The sequence below is a fragment of the Chryseobacterium barbadense genome, assembly GCF_042849955.1.
Taxonomy (GTDB): domain Bacteria; phylum Bacteroidota; class Bacteroidia; order Flavobacteriales; family Weeksellaceae; genus Chryseobacterium.
In genome coordinates, this window is record NZ_BAAFHL010000028.1 from 1 (window position 1) to 16,447 (window position 16,447).

At 37.5% G+C, this 16,447-nt stretch carries 15 protein-coding genes and 2 pseudogenes; 12 read left to right on the top strand and 5 right to left on the bottom strand.

Annotated elements, in window-relative coordinates; translation table 11 throughout:
- The 8 genes and pseudogenes from ACGHIN_RS11220 to ACGHIN_RS11255 form a co-directional block, all read left to right on the top strand.
- Positions 1–338: pseudogene (locus ACGHIN_RS11220) on the top strand (HD domain-containing protein); the annotation flags it as partial.
- A gap of 71 nt (positions 339–409) precedes the next feature.
- Positions 410–1,441, top strand: a complete 1,032-nt coding sequence (gene lpxD / locus ACGHIN_RS11225; protein ID WP_390453457.1) for a UDP-3-O-(3-hydroxymyristoyl)glucosamine N-acyltransferase — start codon at positions 410–412, stop codon at positions 1,439–1,441.
- On the top strand, positions 1,434–2,831 hold the full coding sequence (locus ACGHIN_RS11230) for a bifunctional UDP-3-O-[3-hydroxymyristoyl] N-acetylglucosamine deacetylase/3-hydroxyacyl-ACP dehydratase (RefSeq protein ID WP_390453460.1): 1,398 nt from the start codon (positions 1,434–1,436) through the stop codon (positions 2,829–2,831). Before lpxD ends, ACGHIN_RS11230 begins: the two co-directional genes overlap by 8 nt.
- Complete coding sequence (gene lpxA / locus ACGHIN_RS11235; protein ID WP_121460281.1) at positions 2,832–3,620, top strand: acyl-ACP--UDP-N-acetylglucosamine O-acyltransferase; 789 nt, start codon at positions 2,832–2,834, stop codon at positions 3,618–3,620. It begins immediately after the preceding gene.
- Positions 3,621–3,704: 84 nt separating this feature from the next.
- Positions 3,705–4,271 (top strand): elongation factor P, encoded by a 567-nt coding sequence (efp, locus tag ACGHIN_RS11240; RefSeq protein WP_121460282.1) that lies wholly within the window; start codon positions 3,705–3,707, stop codon positions 4,269–4,271.
- A gap of 72 nt (positions 4,272–4,343) precedes the next feature.
- Complete coding sequence (locus tag ACGHIN_RS11245; protein ID WP_390453465.1) at positions 4,344–5,246, top strand: UDP-3-O-(3-hydroxymyristoyl)glucosamine N-acyltransferase; 903 nt, start codon at positions 4,344–4,346, stop codon at positions 5,244–5,246.
- A gap of 90 nt (positions 5,247–5,336) precedes the next feature.
- Positions 5,337–6,209 (top strand): succinate--CoA ligase subunit alpha, encoded by an 873-nt coding sequence (gene sucD, locus ACGHIN_RS11250; protein WP_390453468.1) that lies wholly within the window; start codon positions 5,337–5,339, stop codon positions 6,207–6,209.
- Positions 6,210–6,227: 18 nt separating this feature from the next.
- A complete protein-coding gene (locus tag ACGHIN_RS11255) occupies positions 6,228–6,896 on the top strand; it encodes a porin family protein (RefSeq protein ID WP_390453470.1) in 669 nt (222 codons plus the stop codon).
- A 76-nt stretch (positions 6,897–6,972) separates the two neighbouring features.
- On the opposite strand, the gene ACGHIN_RS11260 is transcribed toward ACGHIN_RS11255, so the two are convergent.
- The 3 genes from ACGHIN_RS11260 to ACGHIN_RS11270 form a co-directional block, all read right to left on the bottom strand.
- The gene (locus ACGHIN_RS11260; RefSeq protein WP_390453472.1) at positions 6,973–8,283 is read right to left on the bottom strand and encodes an ABC transporter permease; all 1,311 of its coding nucleotides are present in this window, start codon (positions 8,281–8,283) and stop codon (positions 6,973–6,975) included.
- Between the two features lie 2 nt (positions 8,284–8,285).
- Positions 8,286–9,197 (bottom strand): ABC transporter ATP-binding protein, encoded by a 912-nt coding sequence (locus tag ACGHIN_RS11265; RefSeq protein WP_390453475.1) that lies wholly within the window; start codon positions 9,195–9,197, stop codon positions 8,286–8,288.
- A gap of 106 nt (positions 9,198–9,303) precedes the next feature.
- Positions 9,304–9,657 (bottom strand): T9SS type A sorting domain-containing protein, encoded by a 354-nt coding sequence (locus tag ACGHIN_RS11270; protein ID WP_390453478.1) that lies wholly within the window; start codon positions 9,655–9,657, stop codon positions 9,304–9,306.
- Between the two features lie 123 nt (positions 9,658–9,780).
- Here ACGHIN_RS11270 and hemB point away from each other — a divergent pair, with 123 nt between their 5' ends.
- A complete protein-coding gene (gene hemB / locus ACGHIN_RS11275; RefSeq protein ID WP_390453481.1) occupies positions 9,781–10,770 on the top strand; it encodes a porphobilinogen synthase in 990 nt (329 codons plus the stop codon).
- A gap of 101 nt (positions 10,771–10,871) precedes the next feature.
- Here the strand turns inward: hemB and ACGHIN_RS11280 are convergent, their stop codons facing one another.
- Both ACGHIN_RS11280 and ACGHIN_RS11285 read right to left on the bottom strand, forming a co-directional pair.
- Entirely contained in the window at positions 10,872–11,600 is a 729-nt protein-coding gene (locus tag ACGHIN_RS11280; protein WP_390453484.1) for a hypothetical protein, read from the bottom strand.
- Between the two features lie 54 nt (positions 11,601–11,654).
- The gene (locus ACGHIN_RS11285; RefSeq protein WP_390453487.1) at positions 11,655–11,948 is read right to left on the bottom strand and encodes a TM2 domain-containing protein; all 294 of its coding nucleotides are present in this window, start codon (positions 11,946–11,948) and stop codon (positions 11,655–11,657) included.
- Between the two features lie 303 nt (positions 11,949–12,251).
- Here ACGHIN_RS11285 and lptB point away from each other — a divergent pair.
- From lptB to ACGHIN_RS11300, 3 genes and pseudogenes are all read left to right on the top strand, one after another.
- Positions 12,252–12,977: pseudogene (gene lptB / locus ACGHIN_RS11290) on the top strand (LPS export ABC transporter ATP-binding protein); the annotation flags it as partial.
- Between the two features lie 702 nt (positions 12,978–13,679).
- Positions 13,680–15,407 (top strand): ABC transporter ATP-binding protein, encoded by a 1,728-nt coding sequence (locus ACGHIN_RS11295; RefSeq protein ID WP_390453546.1) that lies wholly within the window; start codon positions 13,680–13,682, stop codon positions 15,405–15,407.
- A 15-nt stretch (positions 15,408–15,422) separates the two neighbouring features.
- On the top strand, positions 15,423–16,376 hold the full coding sequence (locus tag ACGHIN_RS11300) for a helix-turn-helix transcriptional regulator (RefSeq protein ID WP_390453490.1): 954 nt from the start codon (positions 15,423–15,425) through the stop codon (positions 16,374–16,376).
- Positions 16,377–16,447 lie beyond the last annotated feature (71 nt).

A 16,447-nucleotide genomic window follows, 5' to 3' on the forward strand; every position in this document is an offset into this window, starting at 1 on the left:
ATTTTATCCTGTCATACTGGTGCCAGTGTGTTATTCAGAGAAACCTGCCGAAAACCATTATTTCGTCCCATCCGTTTGAACCAGAATTCATTGAAGAAAAAATAAAAAATACCAATGAATTTTTCGGAATTGATAATGGAGAGGAATTGGTACACGAAATCAAAAGAAAACTTTTACCCTATAATACAGACAAACAACCTATTTACCTGTTGCAGAAAAACAACAAAAAAATCAGAATGGATGAATCCGAAGATCAGCTTCTGTCGGGATTGATGGTGAATAAAACAACGAGGTATATTCTGACCTATCCGAGAGAACTCTATAAAATTAATTCTTAAAGAATATTAAAATTGCAGTCCTGAAACTAAAAAATGTTTGCGAATTATAGAATTTCTTATCTTTGCAGAATATGGAATTTACAGCTTCGCAAATTGCAAGTTTTATAGACGGAAAAATAATAGGTGACGAGAATGCACTTATTACTGGCGTTTCACCAATTGAGAATGGAGAAACTGGCCATCTTTCTTTTATAGCACAGGATCGGTTTTCACATTTTTTAGATACTTCCAAGTGTTCGGTACTTATTGTTTCAGAAAAGCTTATAGAAAAGAATAGTTATAACGCCACTATTATTGCCGTAAAAGATGCTTATCTTTCTTTTCAGATTCTCATGAATCTGTATCAGGAGATGCAGGGTAGAAAAGAAGGAATCGAAGATGGATCTTCCATTCATTCTACTGCTGTTATTGGTGAAAAAGTATATATTGGTGCGTTTACCTATGTTTCTGAAAAAGCTAAAATAGGACAGGGAACTCAGATCTATCCCCACGTATATGTAGGAAAAGGAGTGAAAATAGGTAAAAACTGCAAAATCGACAGCGGAGCGAGAATCTATGATTACTGTGTGATTGGAGACAATTGTGTCATTCATTCCAATACGGTAGTAGGCGGAGATGGTTTTGGTTTCCAGCCGACACCCGATGGTTTCAAAAAAATTCCTCAATTAGGAAATGTAATTATTGAAGATGATGTGGAAATAGGTTCCAATTGTAGTATAGACAGAGCTACAATCGGTTCTACCATTATTGGAAAAGGAACTAAAATAGATAACCTGATCCAGATTGCCCATAATGTGAAAATCGGACAGAACAATGTGATTGCTGCACAAGCCGGAATTGCCGGATCTACCGTTATCGGGGACTGGAACCAGATCGGAGGGCAGGTAGGTATTGTAGGACATATCAATATCGGAAACCAGGTTAAAATTCAGGCCCAGAGTGGTGTCAATAATAATGTTGAGGATGGCGATGTATTATACGGATCTCCGGCCATCTCTGCATCAGACTTCCGTAGGAACTATGTTCATTTCAGGAATTTCACAGAAATCGTAAGTAGAATAAATAATCTTGAGAATAACTCAAAAGATAAAACTAATGAGTGATATGCAAAAAACACTCCGTGAAGAAGTAACGCTTTCCGGAATTGGCCTTCATACTGGTAAAGAAGTAAAATTGACCATTAAGCCCGCAAAAGAAAATACAGGTTTTGTGTTCGTTAGAACAGACTTAGAGGGACATCCTCAGGTTGAAGCAGATGTAAATTATGTAGTAGCAACTGAAAGAGGAACAACATTAGAAAAATTAGGTGTAAAAATCACTACTTGCGAGCACCTTTTAGCAGCATTGGTAGGATGTGATGTAGATAATGCCATCCTTGAAATGGATGCTTCAGAACCTCCGATCTTAGACGGATCTTCTAAATTTTTTGTAGAAGCTATTGAAAGTGTGGGAGTAGCAGAACAGAATGTAGCCAGAGAATATCTGGTGGTGAAAGAAGTTCTGAACTATATAGATCCGGCAACGGGATCAGAAATTACTATTATCCCTTCAGATACATACGAAATTACCACAATGGTGGATTTTGGGACTAAAGTTTTAGGAACCCAAAATGCGACATTAAAAAATATTTCCGAGTTTAAGGAAGAAATTTCATCCGCAAGAACATTCAGTTTCTTACATGAGCTGGAAATGCTTTTGGATCACGGATTGATCAAAGGTGGAGATATTTCCAATGCCATTGTATATGTAGATAAAGATTTAACTCCGGATACAACAGAAAAATTAAAGAAGGCGTTCGGTAAAGATCATGTTGCGATCAGACCCAACGGAATTCTTGATAATCTTACCTTAAATTATCCTAACGAAGCGGCAAGACACAAATTATTGGATGTAATTGGTGATTTGGCTTTAGCGGGAGTAAAAATAAAAGGAAAAGTTATTGCTAATAAACCGGGACATTATGTAAATACTCAGTTTGCGAAAAAACTGAACCGTCAGTGGAAACTGCAGAAAAAGAAAAATGTTCCTGATTTTGATTTAACTAAAGAACCTGTTTTTGATATTAACGGAATCATGCGTTTGATGCCGCACAGACCGCCGTTCTTATTGATCGATAAAATTCTTGAGCTTTCAGATTCTCATGTAGTAGGTCTGAAAAATGTAACGATGAACGAGCCGTTCTTTGTGGGGCATTTCCCTAAAGAGCCGGTAATGCCGGGAGTTTTACAGGTGGAAGCGTTAGCGCAGACAGGAGGAATCTTAGTATTGGCAAGCGTTCCGGATCCTGAAAACTATTCTACGTATTTTATTAAAATTGATAAAGTAAAATTCAAAAGAAAAGTAGTTCCGGGAGATACCATCATTTTCAAAATCGAATTGATTGAGCCTATCAGAAGAGGTATTGTACACATGCAAGGATACGGATATGTAGGAGATACAGTAGCTGTAGAGGCAGAATTAATGGCGCAAGTTGCAAAAAATAAAGTTGATTAAATGATTCATCAATTAGCAGCCGTAGATAAACGTGCGAAAATCAGCAAAAACGTTATTGTAGAACCCTTTACTACAATTGCAGGAGATGTGGAAATCGGAGAAGGAACCTGGATCGGTCCCAATGTAACCATTATGGATGGGGCGAGAATAGGGAAGAACTGCAGGATTTTCCCCGGAACGGTAATCTCCGCAATCCCTCAGGACCTGAAATTTGACGGTGAGGATACCCAGGTAATTATTGGTGATGAAACAACGATCAGGGAATGTGTAACGGTAAACAGAGGTACAAAAGCACTCGGATATACCAAGATTGGCAAGAACTGTCTGATTATGGCCACTTCTCATATTGCTCACGACTGTGTTATCGGTGATCATGTGATCATTGTAAACGGTTGCGGTATTGCGGGACACGTGGAAATCGGAGATTATACCGTAATGGGTGGTCTTAGTGCCGTTCATCAGTTCGGAAAAATCGGGAAGCATGTAATGATTTCGGGAGGAACGCTGGTAAGAAAAGATATTCCGCCTTACGTAAAAGTAGCAAGAGAGCCGATGTCTTATGCCGGGATCAACTCCGTAGGATTGAGAAGAAGAGGGTTTACCAATGAAAAAATCTTTGAAATCCAAAAAATCTACAGAGCTATTTTCCAGATGAAAATGAATGTTTCCCAAGCCATTTCATACATCGAAAAAGAAATGCTTCCAACCGCTGAAAGGGATGAAATCCTTCAGTTTATCCAAAACTCTCCAAGAGGTATTGTAAAAGGATACGGAACCGGAAAAGAATAATAAGAGAAGCTAACAGCAAAAGGCTAATTTGCGATTTCGCTTTTTCGCCAATAAACAAGTAACAATAAAAGATAAAATAAATTAATGGCAACAAGTAACGATATCAGAAAAGGACTTTGTATTGAGTACAGCAATGATATTTATAAAGTAATCGAGTTTCTTCACGTAAAACCCGGAAAAGGGCCTGCTTTCGTAAGAACAAAATTGAAATCAGTAACCAACGGAAAAGTAATTGATAATACATTCTCTGCCGGTCATAAAATTGATGAGGTAAAAGTGATCACGAGAAAATACCAATATCTTTATGATGATGAAAATGGTTTCCACTTCATGAACAATGATGATTTCTCTCAATTATACTTGAATAAAGAAATGATTGAAAACTCTCAGTTTATGAAAGCCGGAGAAGAAGTAACGATCATCTTGAAAGAGGTTGATGAAACTCCGCTTTCTGCAGAACTTCCTCAATCCGTATATCTAGATGTTATCGAAGCTGATCCGGGCGTAAAAGGAAACACAGCTACCAATGCTCTTAAAAATGCAATCGTGGAAACAGGGGCAAGAGTAATGGTTCCTTTGTTCATTGAACCAGGAGACAAAATCAAAGTAAGTACAGAAGACGGTTCTTACTTAGAAAGAGTAAAAGAATAAAATATTAAACTATAGCTGGAAGCTGGAAGCAGGAAGTCTTCCAGCTTCTGTCTTTTAACTTCCAGCTTAATTATGAGATTCCATTCTCCACAAAAACTTAAAACTATTGCCGATTTGGTAGGCGCGAAATTTATCGGGCCTGAAGATTTCGAGGTATTGGGAACCAACGAGATCCATATGGTACAGCCAGGAGATATTGTTTTTGTTAATCATCCGAAATATTACGATAAAGCGTTAAACTCAGCAGCAACTATTATTTTAATTGATAAGGAAGTTGCATGTCCGGAAGGAAAGGCGCTTCTGGTTTCTGAAGATCCTTTCAGGGATTTTAACAGGATCAATACCCACTTTACAAGAATATATAACTTCACGGAAGAGCTTCATGATGTGGAAATTGGCGAAGGAACTAAAATCCATCGCACTGCTGTCATTGGAAACAATGTGAAAATAGGGAAAAACACCCTTATCTTCCCAAACGTGGTCATAGGAGACAGAACGGAGATTGGAGATAGTGTTATCATTCAATCCGGAACCGTGCTTGGAGGTGATGCTTTCTATTACCGCAAACTGAACGGGAATTTCGACCGCCTTATTTCCGTAGGAAATGTCGTGATCGAAAATAATGTGGAAATTGGAAATAATTGTACCATCGACAGGGGAGTCACAGCCTCTACAGTGATCGGAGAAGGTTCCGTTTTAGATAACCAGATCCAGATTGGGCATGATACCGTGATAGGTAAGAAATGTCTGATTGCTTCTCAGGTTGGTATTGCAGGATGTTGTGTGATAGGAGATGAAGTGACGCTTTGGGGACAAGTAGGTATCGCCTCCGGTAACAAAATTGAAGGCGGATCCGTATTGTTAGGAAAGACCGGTGTGAACAGAGATCTTGAAAAAGGTACCTATATCGGGATGTTTGCAGAAGATTTTAAAACGTATTTGAAAAAAGAAGTAAAGCTGAGAAATCTCAAATAAACAAATTCAAAGTTTTATCTGTAATCAAAGAAAAATAAGTAAATTTGTGAGCATTAATAAATTCATTAAATAAATTTAAATAACAATAAAATGTCAATTTTAGTAAACAAAGATTCTAAAGTAATTGTACAAGGATTTACAGGGAACGAAGGTACTTTCCATGCAGGTCAGATGATTGAATACGGAACCAACGTAGTAGGTGGTGTTACTCCGGGAAAAGGAGGAAGCGAGCACTTAGGAAAGCCGGTATTTAATACAGTTGCTGATGCTGTTGAAAAAGCGGGAGCTAATGTAAGTATCATTTTTGTACCACCAGCATTCGCGGCAGACGCTATTATGGAAGCTGCAGAAGCAGGAATTAAGGTAATCGTATGTATTACTGAAGGTATTCCTGTAGCAGACATGGTAAAAGTAAAATCTTACATTGCTGACAGAGATTGCAGATTAATCGGCCCGAACTGTCCAGGAATCATTACTTCTGAGGAAGCTAAAATTGGTATTATGCCTGGTTTCGTTTTCAAAAAAGGAAAAGTAGGTATCGTTTCAAAATCAGGGACATTAACGTATGAAGCTGCTGATCAGGTAGTAAGAGCTGGATTCGGTATTTCTACTGCAATCGGTATCGGTGGTGACCCAATCATCGGGACTACTACCAGAGAAGCTTTGGAATTATTCATCAACGATCCTGAAACCGAAGCTGTAGTAATGATCGGTGAGATTGGTGGTGGATTAGAAGCTGAAGCAGCAAGATGGTATAAGGCCAGCGGATCTACTAAACCGGTTGTAGGTTTCATCGCCGGACAAACTGCTCCTAAAGGAAGAACAATGGGACACGCAGGTGCTATTGTAGGAGGTGCTGAAGATACAGCTCAGGCAAAAATGGAGATCATGAGAGAAAACGGAATCAATGTTGTAGATTCTCCTGCTGATATAGGGGCAACAGTTGCAAAAGTTTTAGCATAACAATTCAAAACAAACGATATGAAAAAAATTTTATTAACCTCCGCCTTGGCGCTTTCCACATTATCATTCGCACAGATTGACTTTAGCAGTACAAGGTTCGGTGTAACGGCCGGAGGTAACTATTCCCGAGTAAAGAATGCTCATAATCCTTCAGGACCAAGATTTGCTTTCCACGGGGGAGCATTAGCTTTAATTCCGCTGGGAGGCGATAACCAGTTTTATCTTCAGCCGGAAGTTCTGTATTATGGAGCAGGAGAAACAGGAAAGGATAAAGATGCTAAAGGAGCCGATGGTTATGATGCAGTGTATGCCAACAATTATTTAAGTGTACCAGTTTATTTCAAAGGCTATTTTTCAGAAGCTGAATCTGAGTTTTTTGGAATGGTAGGGCCAAGATTTAATTTCTTGTTGAGCCAGAATGTTAAAAATGCTCCTGCTTCAAGACCATACTATGATCCGGATGTAGTAGACCCTACTCAGCCGGGTGTGAGCGGTAAAGCGGCAAGCTTTAACTTTGCTATAGGAGTCGGCGTAGGATACAGTTATAAGAGACAATTGGAATTTGCCCTGAAATATGATTTCGGAGTATCCAATACTTATCCTGACCTTTCACAAGAAAAGGGTGGAACCTCTAAAGGAAAATCCGAGCAGGTGATTGGATTAAGCTTAAGCTACATATTCCAATAGAATATATTTATTCAATATAAAATCCCGGAAATTTACTTTCCGGGATTTATTTTTTATATTCGGTAAACTATAAACTTTATCCTTTAATCCATTTCCAAAGCTCTTTCATCGTTGCTTTATTTCCATACATTAAAATACCTACTCTATAGATTTTCCCGGCAAGAAATATCATAAAAACAGTTGTTCCCAACAATAATGCTATAGATAGAACCAGTTGCCATACAGGAACTCCAAAAGGGATCCTTGCAATCATGGCTACAGGAGAGGTAAACGGAATGATAGACAGCCAGAAACCTAAAGGGCCATCCGGATTATTCATCAAAGAAAAGCTACCGTACATCCCTAAAGTTAGTGGTAAAATAGCAAATAAGGTGAATTGCTGCGTTTCTGTCTCATTATCCACTGCAGAACCAATTGCCGCATAAATAGAGCTGTAAAATATATAGCCTAATAAAAAGTAAACAATAAATACAAATATGATCAGCGGGAAGTTAAGCTCCAGTAAGCTGTGGGAAACCTGTGTGGCAATCTGGGCAATATCCAGTTTGCTCATCAGCTCCTCACTTCCACCCGGGATATTCTTTTGTAAGGATGAAAAGCCTGTATTTAAGATCAAAGCTCCAATAACAGACATGGTAATCCAAATGACGAATTGGGTTAAAGCAACCATGGTTACCCCTAATATTTTCCCCATCATCAGTTCAAAGGGTTTTACAGAAGAAATAATGATCTCAACAACTCTGTTGTTTTTCTCTTCCAGAACACTTCTCATAACCCTTACTCCGTAAATGATGATAAACATAAACGTTACATACATCAGAACCATGCTTAAGCCGGTTTTTACTCCAAAAGCAAGATCAGAATCTTCTTTATTATTCTCGGAAACATTGATTGTTTTTAGGCTGAAGCTTTTATCCAGGTTATCCAATTGAGTTTCGGCAATACCCAATTGCTTCATCTTTTCCTTCTTAATCACATTGGTAATATCGGAAACAATACGCTGCTTGGTATCAAAACCTATTTTACTATTTACAACAAGCCTTGTATTTTTTTCCAGTTCATCATAATTGTGATTTTTAAGTTCCGGGAGAATAAGGATTCCGTTTAATGATTCATCATCCTTTAAAGCGTTGATCTTAGCATTTTCATTGGCATCAGAAATAAAAACATAATTAAGTTGATCATCTGACTTCATCTGGCCTTTAAAAAGCCCGCTTTTATCAACCACCTGAATGACATTATGAGATTCGTTGGCTTTAAACATTAAGCCGATGACCGCTCCGAAAGCAATAATCATTAACGGAGCCAATAGTGTTAATATAATGAAGGATCTTTTCTTAACCTGAGTAAGAAACTCCCTTTTTGTAATAAGAAAAATGTTATTCATAATTAAGAATGATTACTTACGGCATTAATAAACACTTCATTCATGCTTGGAATCTTTTCATCGAATGAGCGTACCTTTCCAACATGTACCAGATCCAAAAGAACATGGTTTTGATCTCCGGTATTCTTCAGATCAAATGAAACCAGATTATTCTCATGAGAAAAATTAGAGATCTCATATTTGCTTTTGAAAGTATCCAGATGCTGATTATTCACTTCCGAAAGAGTAACCCCGAAAATATTCTTTTTGAATTTTTCCCTTACATCAAATACCCTTCCGTCAATAATCTTTTGGGAATTATTGATTAAAGCTACATAATCACACATTTCTTCCACACTTTCCATTCTGTGAGTAGATAAAATGATCGTAGTTCCGTTATTTTTAAGATCGATGATCTGATCTTTGATCAAATTGGCATTCACAGGGTCAAATCCTGAAAAAGGTTCATCCAGAATCAGCAGATGAGGTCGGTGTAAAACGGTTACCACAAATTGGATTTTCTGAGCCATCCCTTTAGAAAGTTCAGAAAGCTTCTTCTTCCACCATTGGTCAATATGCAGCTTTTCAAACCATTTCTTCGCTTCATTTAGAGCATCGTTTTTACTCATTCCTTTCAGTTCTCCGAAGTAAAGAATCTGATCTCCCACACTCATGTTTTTGTAAAGCCCTCTTTCTTCAGGCATATAACCAATATCTTTGATATGATTCGGATTAAGCTGATCCCCGTTAATCCATATGTTTCCTGAGTCCGCCTGCGTAATTTGATTGATGATACGGATGAATGAAGTTTTTCCTGCTCCGTTAGGCCCTAAAAGCCCGTAAATACTTCCTTTGGGTACATGTATACTGAAGTCGTCCAATGCTACTTTTTTCCCTGCATTATAGGTCTTAGTAATATGTTCAGCTCTTAACATTAAGTTACTTTTCTGTAATTAGTATAAAAATCTCCCGAAAGTTACGGAATAATGAAACAGGATGGGTTTAAAAAGAAAAAATCCTGATGTTTATCAGGATTGTATTTTATTGTTTTACGATCTGCGTGACCTTTTGGGTATTGTCACTCAGGATATATCGAATTAAGTATTTACCAGGCTTTAATCTTTCGATGTTGATTTCCCCTGAATTCATATTCACGGAATAACTCGCTACCTGCGTACCCAAAATAGAGTAGAAGATAACGCTTTTAATCTTTAAAGAAGAATCTTTTGCCTTTACGATAAGATAGTCCTTAGCCGGATTAGGAAAAGCAATAAGAACACCGTCATCAGATTTTTGTGAGGCGGTAGAAGGCTCCCTGAATTGTTGTGATTTTAAATTGCTGGAAAACCCAACAAAAGTGCCCAAAAAGATAAATAAAAGTAAAAGTTTTTTCATCAAATTCTAATTTCTCGAAATATTATCACAAACAAAAATAAAAAATTCTATTCTTTCCTGCAATAGTTTTTTGCAGAACTTTATAGTAAATTTGCATAAACTTATTCAAAAAGTATTCCAAAAATGATACATTCAAGAAATAGAAGACTGAGAGTAAACGAATCTATCAGAAGCCTCGTAAGAGAAAGTAATCTTGCCACCAATGATTTTGTAATGCCCATCTTCGTAATGGAGGGCGAAAACAAGCAGGAACCCATCGCGTCCATGCCGGGGATTTTCAGGCGGAGTATAGATTTAACGGTGAAAGAATGTAAAGAGCTATTTTCTTTAGGAGTGAAATCAGTGAACCTGTACATGAAAGTTTCAGAACACCTGAAAGACAATACAGGAAAAGAAGCATGGAATAAAGACGGCTTAATGCAGACCACGATTAGAGCTATAAAAAATGCTGTTCCCGAAATGATTATAATGCCGGATGTAGCTTTAGATCCATATTCCATTTACGGACACGATGGAATTATTGAAAACGGAAAAATTGTGAACGATGCAACTAATGATGCACTGGCCAGAATGGCAGTATCCCACGCTGAAGCCGGAGCAGACATTGTGGCACCAAGCGACATGATGGACGGAAGAGTACTGGTAATGCGTGAAGCTTTGGAAGAAAGCGGATTTACGGATGTGGGTATTCTAAGCTATTCCGCTAAATATGCAAGTTCATTCTACGGACCTTTCAGAAGTGCATTAGACAGCGCTCCGAAAGACAATATGGAAATCCCGAAAGATAAAAAGACCTATCAGATGGATTTTCATAATTCCCGTGAAGCATTGAATGAGGTTTTCAAGGATATTGATGAAGGAGCGGATATCATTATGATCAAACCGGGGCTTCCTTATCTCGATATTGTATCTAAAGTTCGTGAAGCTATTGATCTTCCGATTGCAGTATACAATGTAAGTGGAGAATATGCGATGGTAAAGGCGGCAGCTCAGAACGGATGGCTGGATAATGATAAAACCATTATTGAAAGCTTAACATGTTTCAAAAGAGCAGGAGCAGATATGATCTTTACTTATTTCGCCAAAGAAGCAGCCATACTTTTGAACAAATAATAAATTTGAGAGTTATGAATTATAAGTAATTTTAGCTTATAACCTTGAGCCAACAACCAGTTCAGACTCATAATTCATAACTCTCAACTTATAACTGTAGTTTACATAATATTGAAATCCTTTCCTTTGGTAAACTTAGCCGCAAAAGGAGCCTGGTTTCCGGAATATTTTAATACAAAATGTTTCTGAATATCCGTATCAACTTTAGCGTCCACTTCTACATCTTGAGTCTGAAAGCTGACATCCAAGCCGATTCCGGACTCTTTTTCAAGGAAAATCTCTACACTTTCAGCATAGAATAACGAAGTACTTAGATAATTAAATTTGATGTTTTTCCTGTATGTCTTGGTCTTATTTTGTGTAAAAGCAAAATAATTCTTTAAAATCTCAATACCGGGAGAATCTATATTGGTAATCCTGGATTTGGTAACTCCATTTACCTTTACAGAAAATTCTTTAGCATTTTTGATATTGCCATTAATGCTAATATTGAACAAAGAAGGTAAAGTAAATCCATACTCAATCATGCTTTCTTTATTGAATTCAAAATCCGGGATAAGTGCAGGATTTCTGGGAATGTTGATCAATTGGTTTTTAACCGTATTTAGCTCATCGCTCGAAAATAAATACCCGATCAGGTTATTTCCGGTTGTTCTCCAGTTTCTTCCGTTCCATTCAAAAATTTCACAAAGTAAGGTGTCCGTGGAAGAATGGGGAAGCAGGTCCATATCCTGCCATTTGAAAACCTCTTTGGCGTAAGGCCTTCGGTCGACAATATTGATGCCGAGATCCAGTGCTAAAAGCTCGGTTAATTCTTTGTTGTTTTCCATACTTTATTCTATTGATTGGTTGATAAATATATGGAAATAGACTGGTATTGTATATTAAAACCAAGCTTTTTTCCCGTGAACATAGGTGTCATCGAATTGCTTATCACTCATAAATAAATACATGATACCTTCTATAAAAGGAATGATAGAGGCGAATCCCGCTGTAACTATGTTAAGAACAATTTGAATAATTCCTTCTTTTGTATAGCCTAAATAAAATTTATTCAAGCCCAGCCATCCGACAAGAATTCCCAATAAAGCAGCCGGGATTTTTTTTTCTGAACGGTAAGGAACATTGGTTTGTTGATTTTGAGTGTTGTCTGAATTGGTATAACCGTAATTTTCCATTTTAATATTTTTTAAGGTGAAGTGGATTGTTTTCCAATCAGTCGGATAAAAACATGAGTCGTTACAAGGTCATGAATTGAAATTAAACTTAATCTTTAAAAGTCATGCGCATAAATCTTCCGATTCTTTGAGATAATAAAGAAAACTTTGCTGAGTGTAGCATCTTTGCGAACTTAAAAAGAACCTCTTGTAAAAAACTCCAAACCTTTGCGTTAAAAATACTTCATATTAAAATATCATAAAACTTTGGCCTCACACAGGTAATCTAAAATTTAAATTCAAAAAAACTTTATCTTTGCTCCTATGATTTTACGCGGAGAAAATTTAATCAAGGAATACGGTCCTAAGAAAGTGGTAAAAGGCGTTTCTGTAGAAGTTCAGCAGGGAGAAATTGTTGGTTTGCTTGGCCCGAACGGAGCCGGGAAAACCACATCGTTTTATATGATCGTGGGCTTGGTTAAGCCGACTTCAGGCAGAATTTTTCTGGATAAACAGGAAATCACTACCGATGCGATGTACCGCAGAGCTCAGAAAGGTATCGGTTACCTGGCGCAGGAAGCTTCCGTTTTCAGAAAACTGTCTGTAGAGGAGAATATCATGGGAGTATTACAACTTACCAAACTCTCCAAGCGTGAACAGCAGATCAAATGTGATGAGCTGATTGAGGAATTCTCGCTCCAGCACGTTCGTAAAAACAGAGGAGACCTTCTTTCCGGAGGGGAGAGACGTAGAACAGAGATTGCAAGATGTTTGGCAACCAGTCCTAATTTTATCCTTTTGGATGAGCCTTTTGCAGGAGTTGACCCGATTGCCGTAGAAGATATTCAGAAAATCGTAAGAAGTTTGGTAGACAAAAATATCGGGATTTTAATTACCGACCATAATGTTCAGCAAACTTTAGCGATTACCAACAAAACCTATATCATGTTTGAGGGAAGAATCCTGAAAGAAGGACTTCCGGAAGATTTGGCGAATGATCCGCAGGTAAGAGAAGCCTATCTTGGAGAAAATTTCGTATATCAAAGCATTTTGGATAAACCTAAAAAGAAACATTATGCCTATAATATCTGGGCCGGAAACTTTGATTCCAAATCCCAGCTTCAGAGTTTTGTGAATAATAATTTCCAACAATTCGATGATTTGAGGTTAATGTATGGTTTTGAAGACATCAGTTTTGCTTCTTTAGCTAATTCTGATATTGAGCATATTTTTACAGAGGTAGTAGATAAAAATGCCAACAATTCATTCGTATTCCAGAAAAAAGAAATTACGTCTCAATATACCGCGGAACAGGCAGAAGCGGAATCTAAAGCAGCCAGCAAACCGGAACTGCATTATCTGACAACGTATTTTTACGAAGGATAGTCATTATTTTTTTAATATCGATGACAAAAGCCCGTCAGTTCGAGTGAAATTCTGAAAGAATTTTGTATCGAGAACATGACCTTGCCCTCTGAGACCAGTTCTCGATACATTTTTCCTTCACTTTCGCTACGGAAAAACACTCGAACTGACGGAAAGCATCTCAATATAGACAATGAATGAAAGTAATATTCAGATATTCAAAAACTGAATGAAAACATTTGCTAAAAAACATAATAAAACGTACCTTTTTCTTTTGAAACGGTACGTTTTTAGTTCATACAATTCATGGCAAAACCTTTTAACCGAACAGTTACTTTATTTGGAATCTATAAACAGCTTATTCCATTTATCAGGCCTTATCGATTAATGATCTATGGGACTTTGTTCCTGACTTTTCTGGGAGCTCTTGCCGGTCAGGTGAACCCGATTGTCCTGAAATACACGGTAGATGAGGTGACAAAATTAACCCATCTTCCACATCCTATGTCAGAAGGCATCCATATTCTGGTAGTGATTTCCATTATCCTATTAGGAAAGGAATTATTAAATATCTTCATTAATTTCGGACAGAAATTTTATGGGGAAAAGATCAGAATTAATGTGAGTTCCGTATTGGCGCAATCAGCGATTGATAAAATCCTGACGTACAGAGTAGCGTATTTCAATGATGAAAACCATGAATCTGGAAAATTACAGATCCGGATTGACAGAGGAATTGAAAGTCTAACAAGATTGGTACAGAATTTCTTCATTGATATTCTCCCGCTGTTTTCCAATGCCATCATTGCTCTTGTAATTATGTACATGCAGAATGTATATGTAGGAGCCGTTTCAACTGTTATTATCCCGATTTATTTTTACATAAGCTCATTACAGGCTAAAAAATTAAGCGGAGTCCGAAGACAATTGAGAAATCAGAGAGAGCAGAAAACGTCCGGCTTATTAAACCTGATCAATTCTATTATGGTGATCAAGAGCTTTGTCCGTGAAAAATTTGAAGGCAAAAAACAATATGACTTGCAGATGCAGCTCATGGAAAGCCAGATGTTCACAAGAAAAACCAACTTTATTTATGACGGCTTAAAGACTTTTATAGAACAATTCGGAGTGGTTTTAATCATCTTGTTGACCGTTTATCTTGTATTGGATCAGCAAATGACCATCGGAGCAATTATGCTTCATATTATGCTTTTCAATAATATTTCGGCACCCATTCGTCAATTACACCGTATTTATGATGATATGAATGATGCAATGATTTATGCTGAAGGATATTTTGATATTTTAAATGCAGATAATGAGAAAGAACCGAATGGAGATTTCAGAGAAGAAGAGATTAAAGGGAAATTTGAACTTAAGAACGTAAATTTCACCTATCCTAACGGAACTCAGGCTTTACATGAGGTTTCCATGACCATTGAAAGCGGTAAAACTACGGCTCTTGTCGGATTAAGTGGAGCCGGGAAGTCTACCATCATCAATCTGTTGTGTAAATTTTATCTTCCGGATTCCGGAGAAATCCTGTTGGATGGAGTGGATCTCAATAACTATAATAATACTTACCTCAGAGACGATTTGGGACTGGTTCTTCAGAAGAATCACATTTTCCAGGGAAGTATTGAAGACAATATCCGTTACGGAAATATGAATGCAAGCCTTGAAGAAATTCAGGAGGCAGCGAAAAAAGCTTATTTACATGATCAGATTGTAGAGTTGCCGGATCAGTATCAACATGATGCAACACAGCTTTCCGGCGGTCAGCAGCAGAGAATTGCCATCGCAAGATTATTCCTGAAAAATCCGCCTATTATTTTCCTGGATGAGCCAACAGCGAGTTTGGATGCTATTGCCACAGAGCAGATCAAAAATTCATTGGATGCTATAAAAGTGGGAAGAACGGTGATTATCATTTCCCATTCTTTATCCCAGATTTTAGATTCCGATACCATTTACGTCATGAAAAAAGGAAGAGTGGTGGAAAGCGGAACCCATGATGAGCTCGTTCAGATGAATGGAACATACCGTGAGATTTTCGATGCTTCAGCAAGAAGCTTGAATCTGGATAAGCTGGTGAATACATACAAAGAAAATTAAAACTCAAACTTCCTCATGAATGATCATTATCTTAAAAAGATAGATAGGGTAACTGCCATCCTCACTCAGCTCCAGTCAAAACCTTTGGTAAGAGCACAGGATTTGGCAGAGAAATTCGATGTAAGCATCAGAACGATTTACCGTGATGTAAAAACATTGGAAAATGCAGGAATTCCGATTGTTGGAGAAGCTGGGAATGGATATTCTTTGATGGATGGATATAAGCTTCCACCGGTGATGTTCACCAAAGAAGAAGTGTTAAGCTTTATTACCGCTGAAAAACTGATGCAGAAATTTTCCCATCAAAGTTTGGGAAGCCATTATCAGACCGCGATGGAAAAGGTACGTTCCGTATTGAAATATTCTGACCGGAATTTAATTCAACATATTGAAAATCAAATCAGTATTTTCAATTATCAGCCTAAATCTGAAGATTCCATTAAAAATGTCATTCCAACCATTCTGGAAAGTATTGCAGAGAAAACCCAGTTAAATATAGAATATAAAACCGTTGATTCCAGAATTACGAACCGGACCATTGAAGCAGTAGGTGTTTTCTTTGAGTTCAATTATTGGTACATTATGGCTTTCTGTACACTGCGGAAAGATTTCAGGCAGTTCAGGGTAGATAGGATTCTGAAAATTTCTAAAACACAGAATCCGTTTTCACAGGAATACGGGCAGATCAATGATTACAGAAGGAGTCCGGGACAAAATGCTACTAAAGTGAAACTGTTGGTTGAAAAAAAGATCATGGGACATCTTGTCAATTCTAAAAAATATTATGGCCTCACCGAAGAAATAGACAGAGAAGATAAGGTAGAACTTACCTTTGAAACAGATTGGATTGAAGAAGGCTTTCCACGCTGGTTGATCACTTTTGCCGATTATGCTGTAGTTTTGGAGCCCGAAAGTCTTAAAATAAAATTAAATCATTTGCTGAAAACAATTTCGGAAAAGCATCAATAAAAAGCCCGGCCATTCGGCCGGGCTCAGCTTATAATAAATTTGAATAAAAAAGAGAGCTTTAGATCCTGATC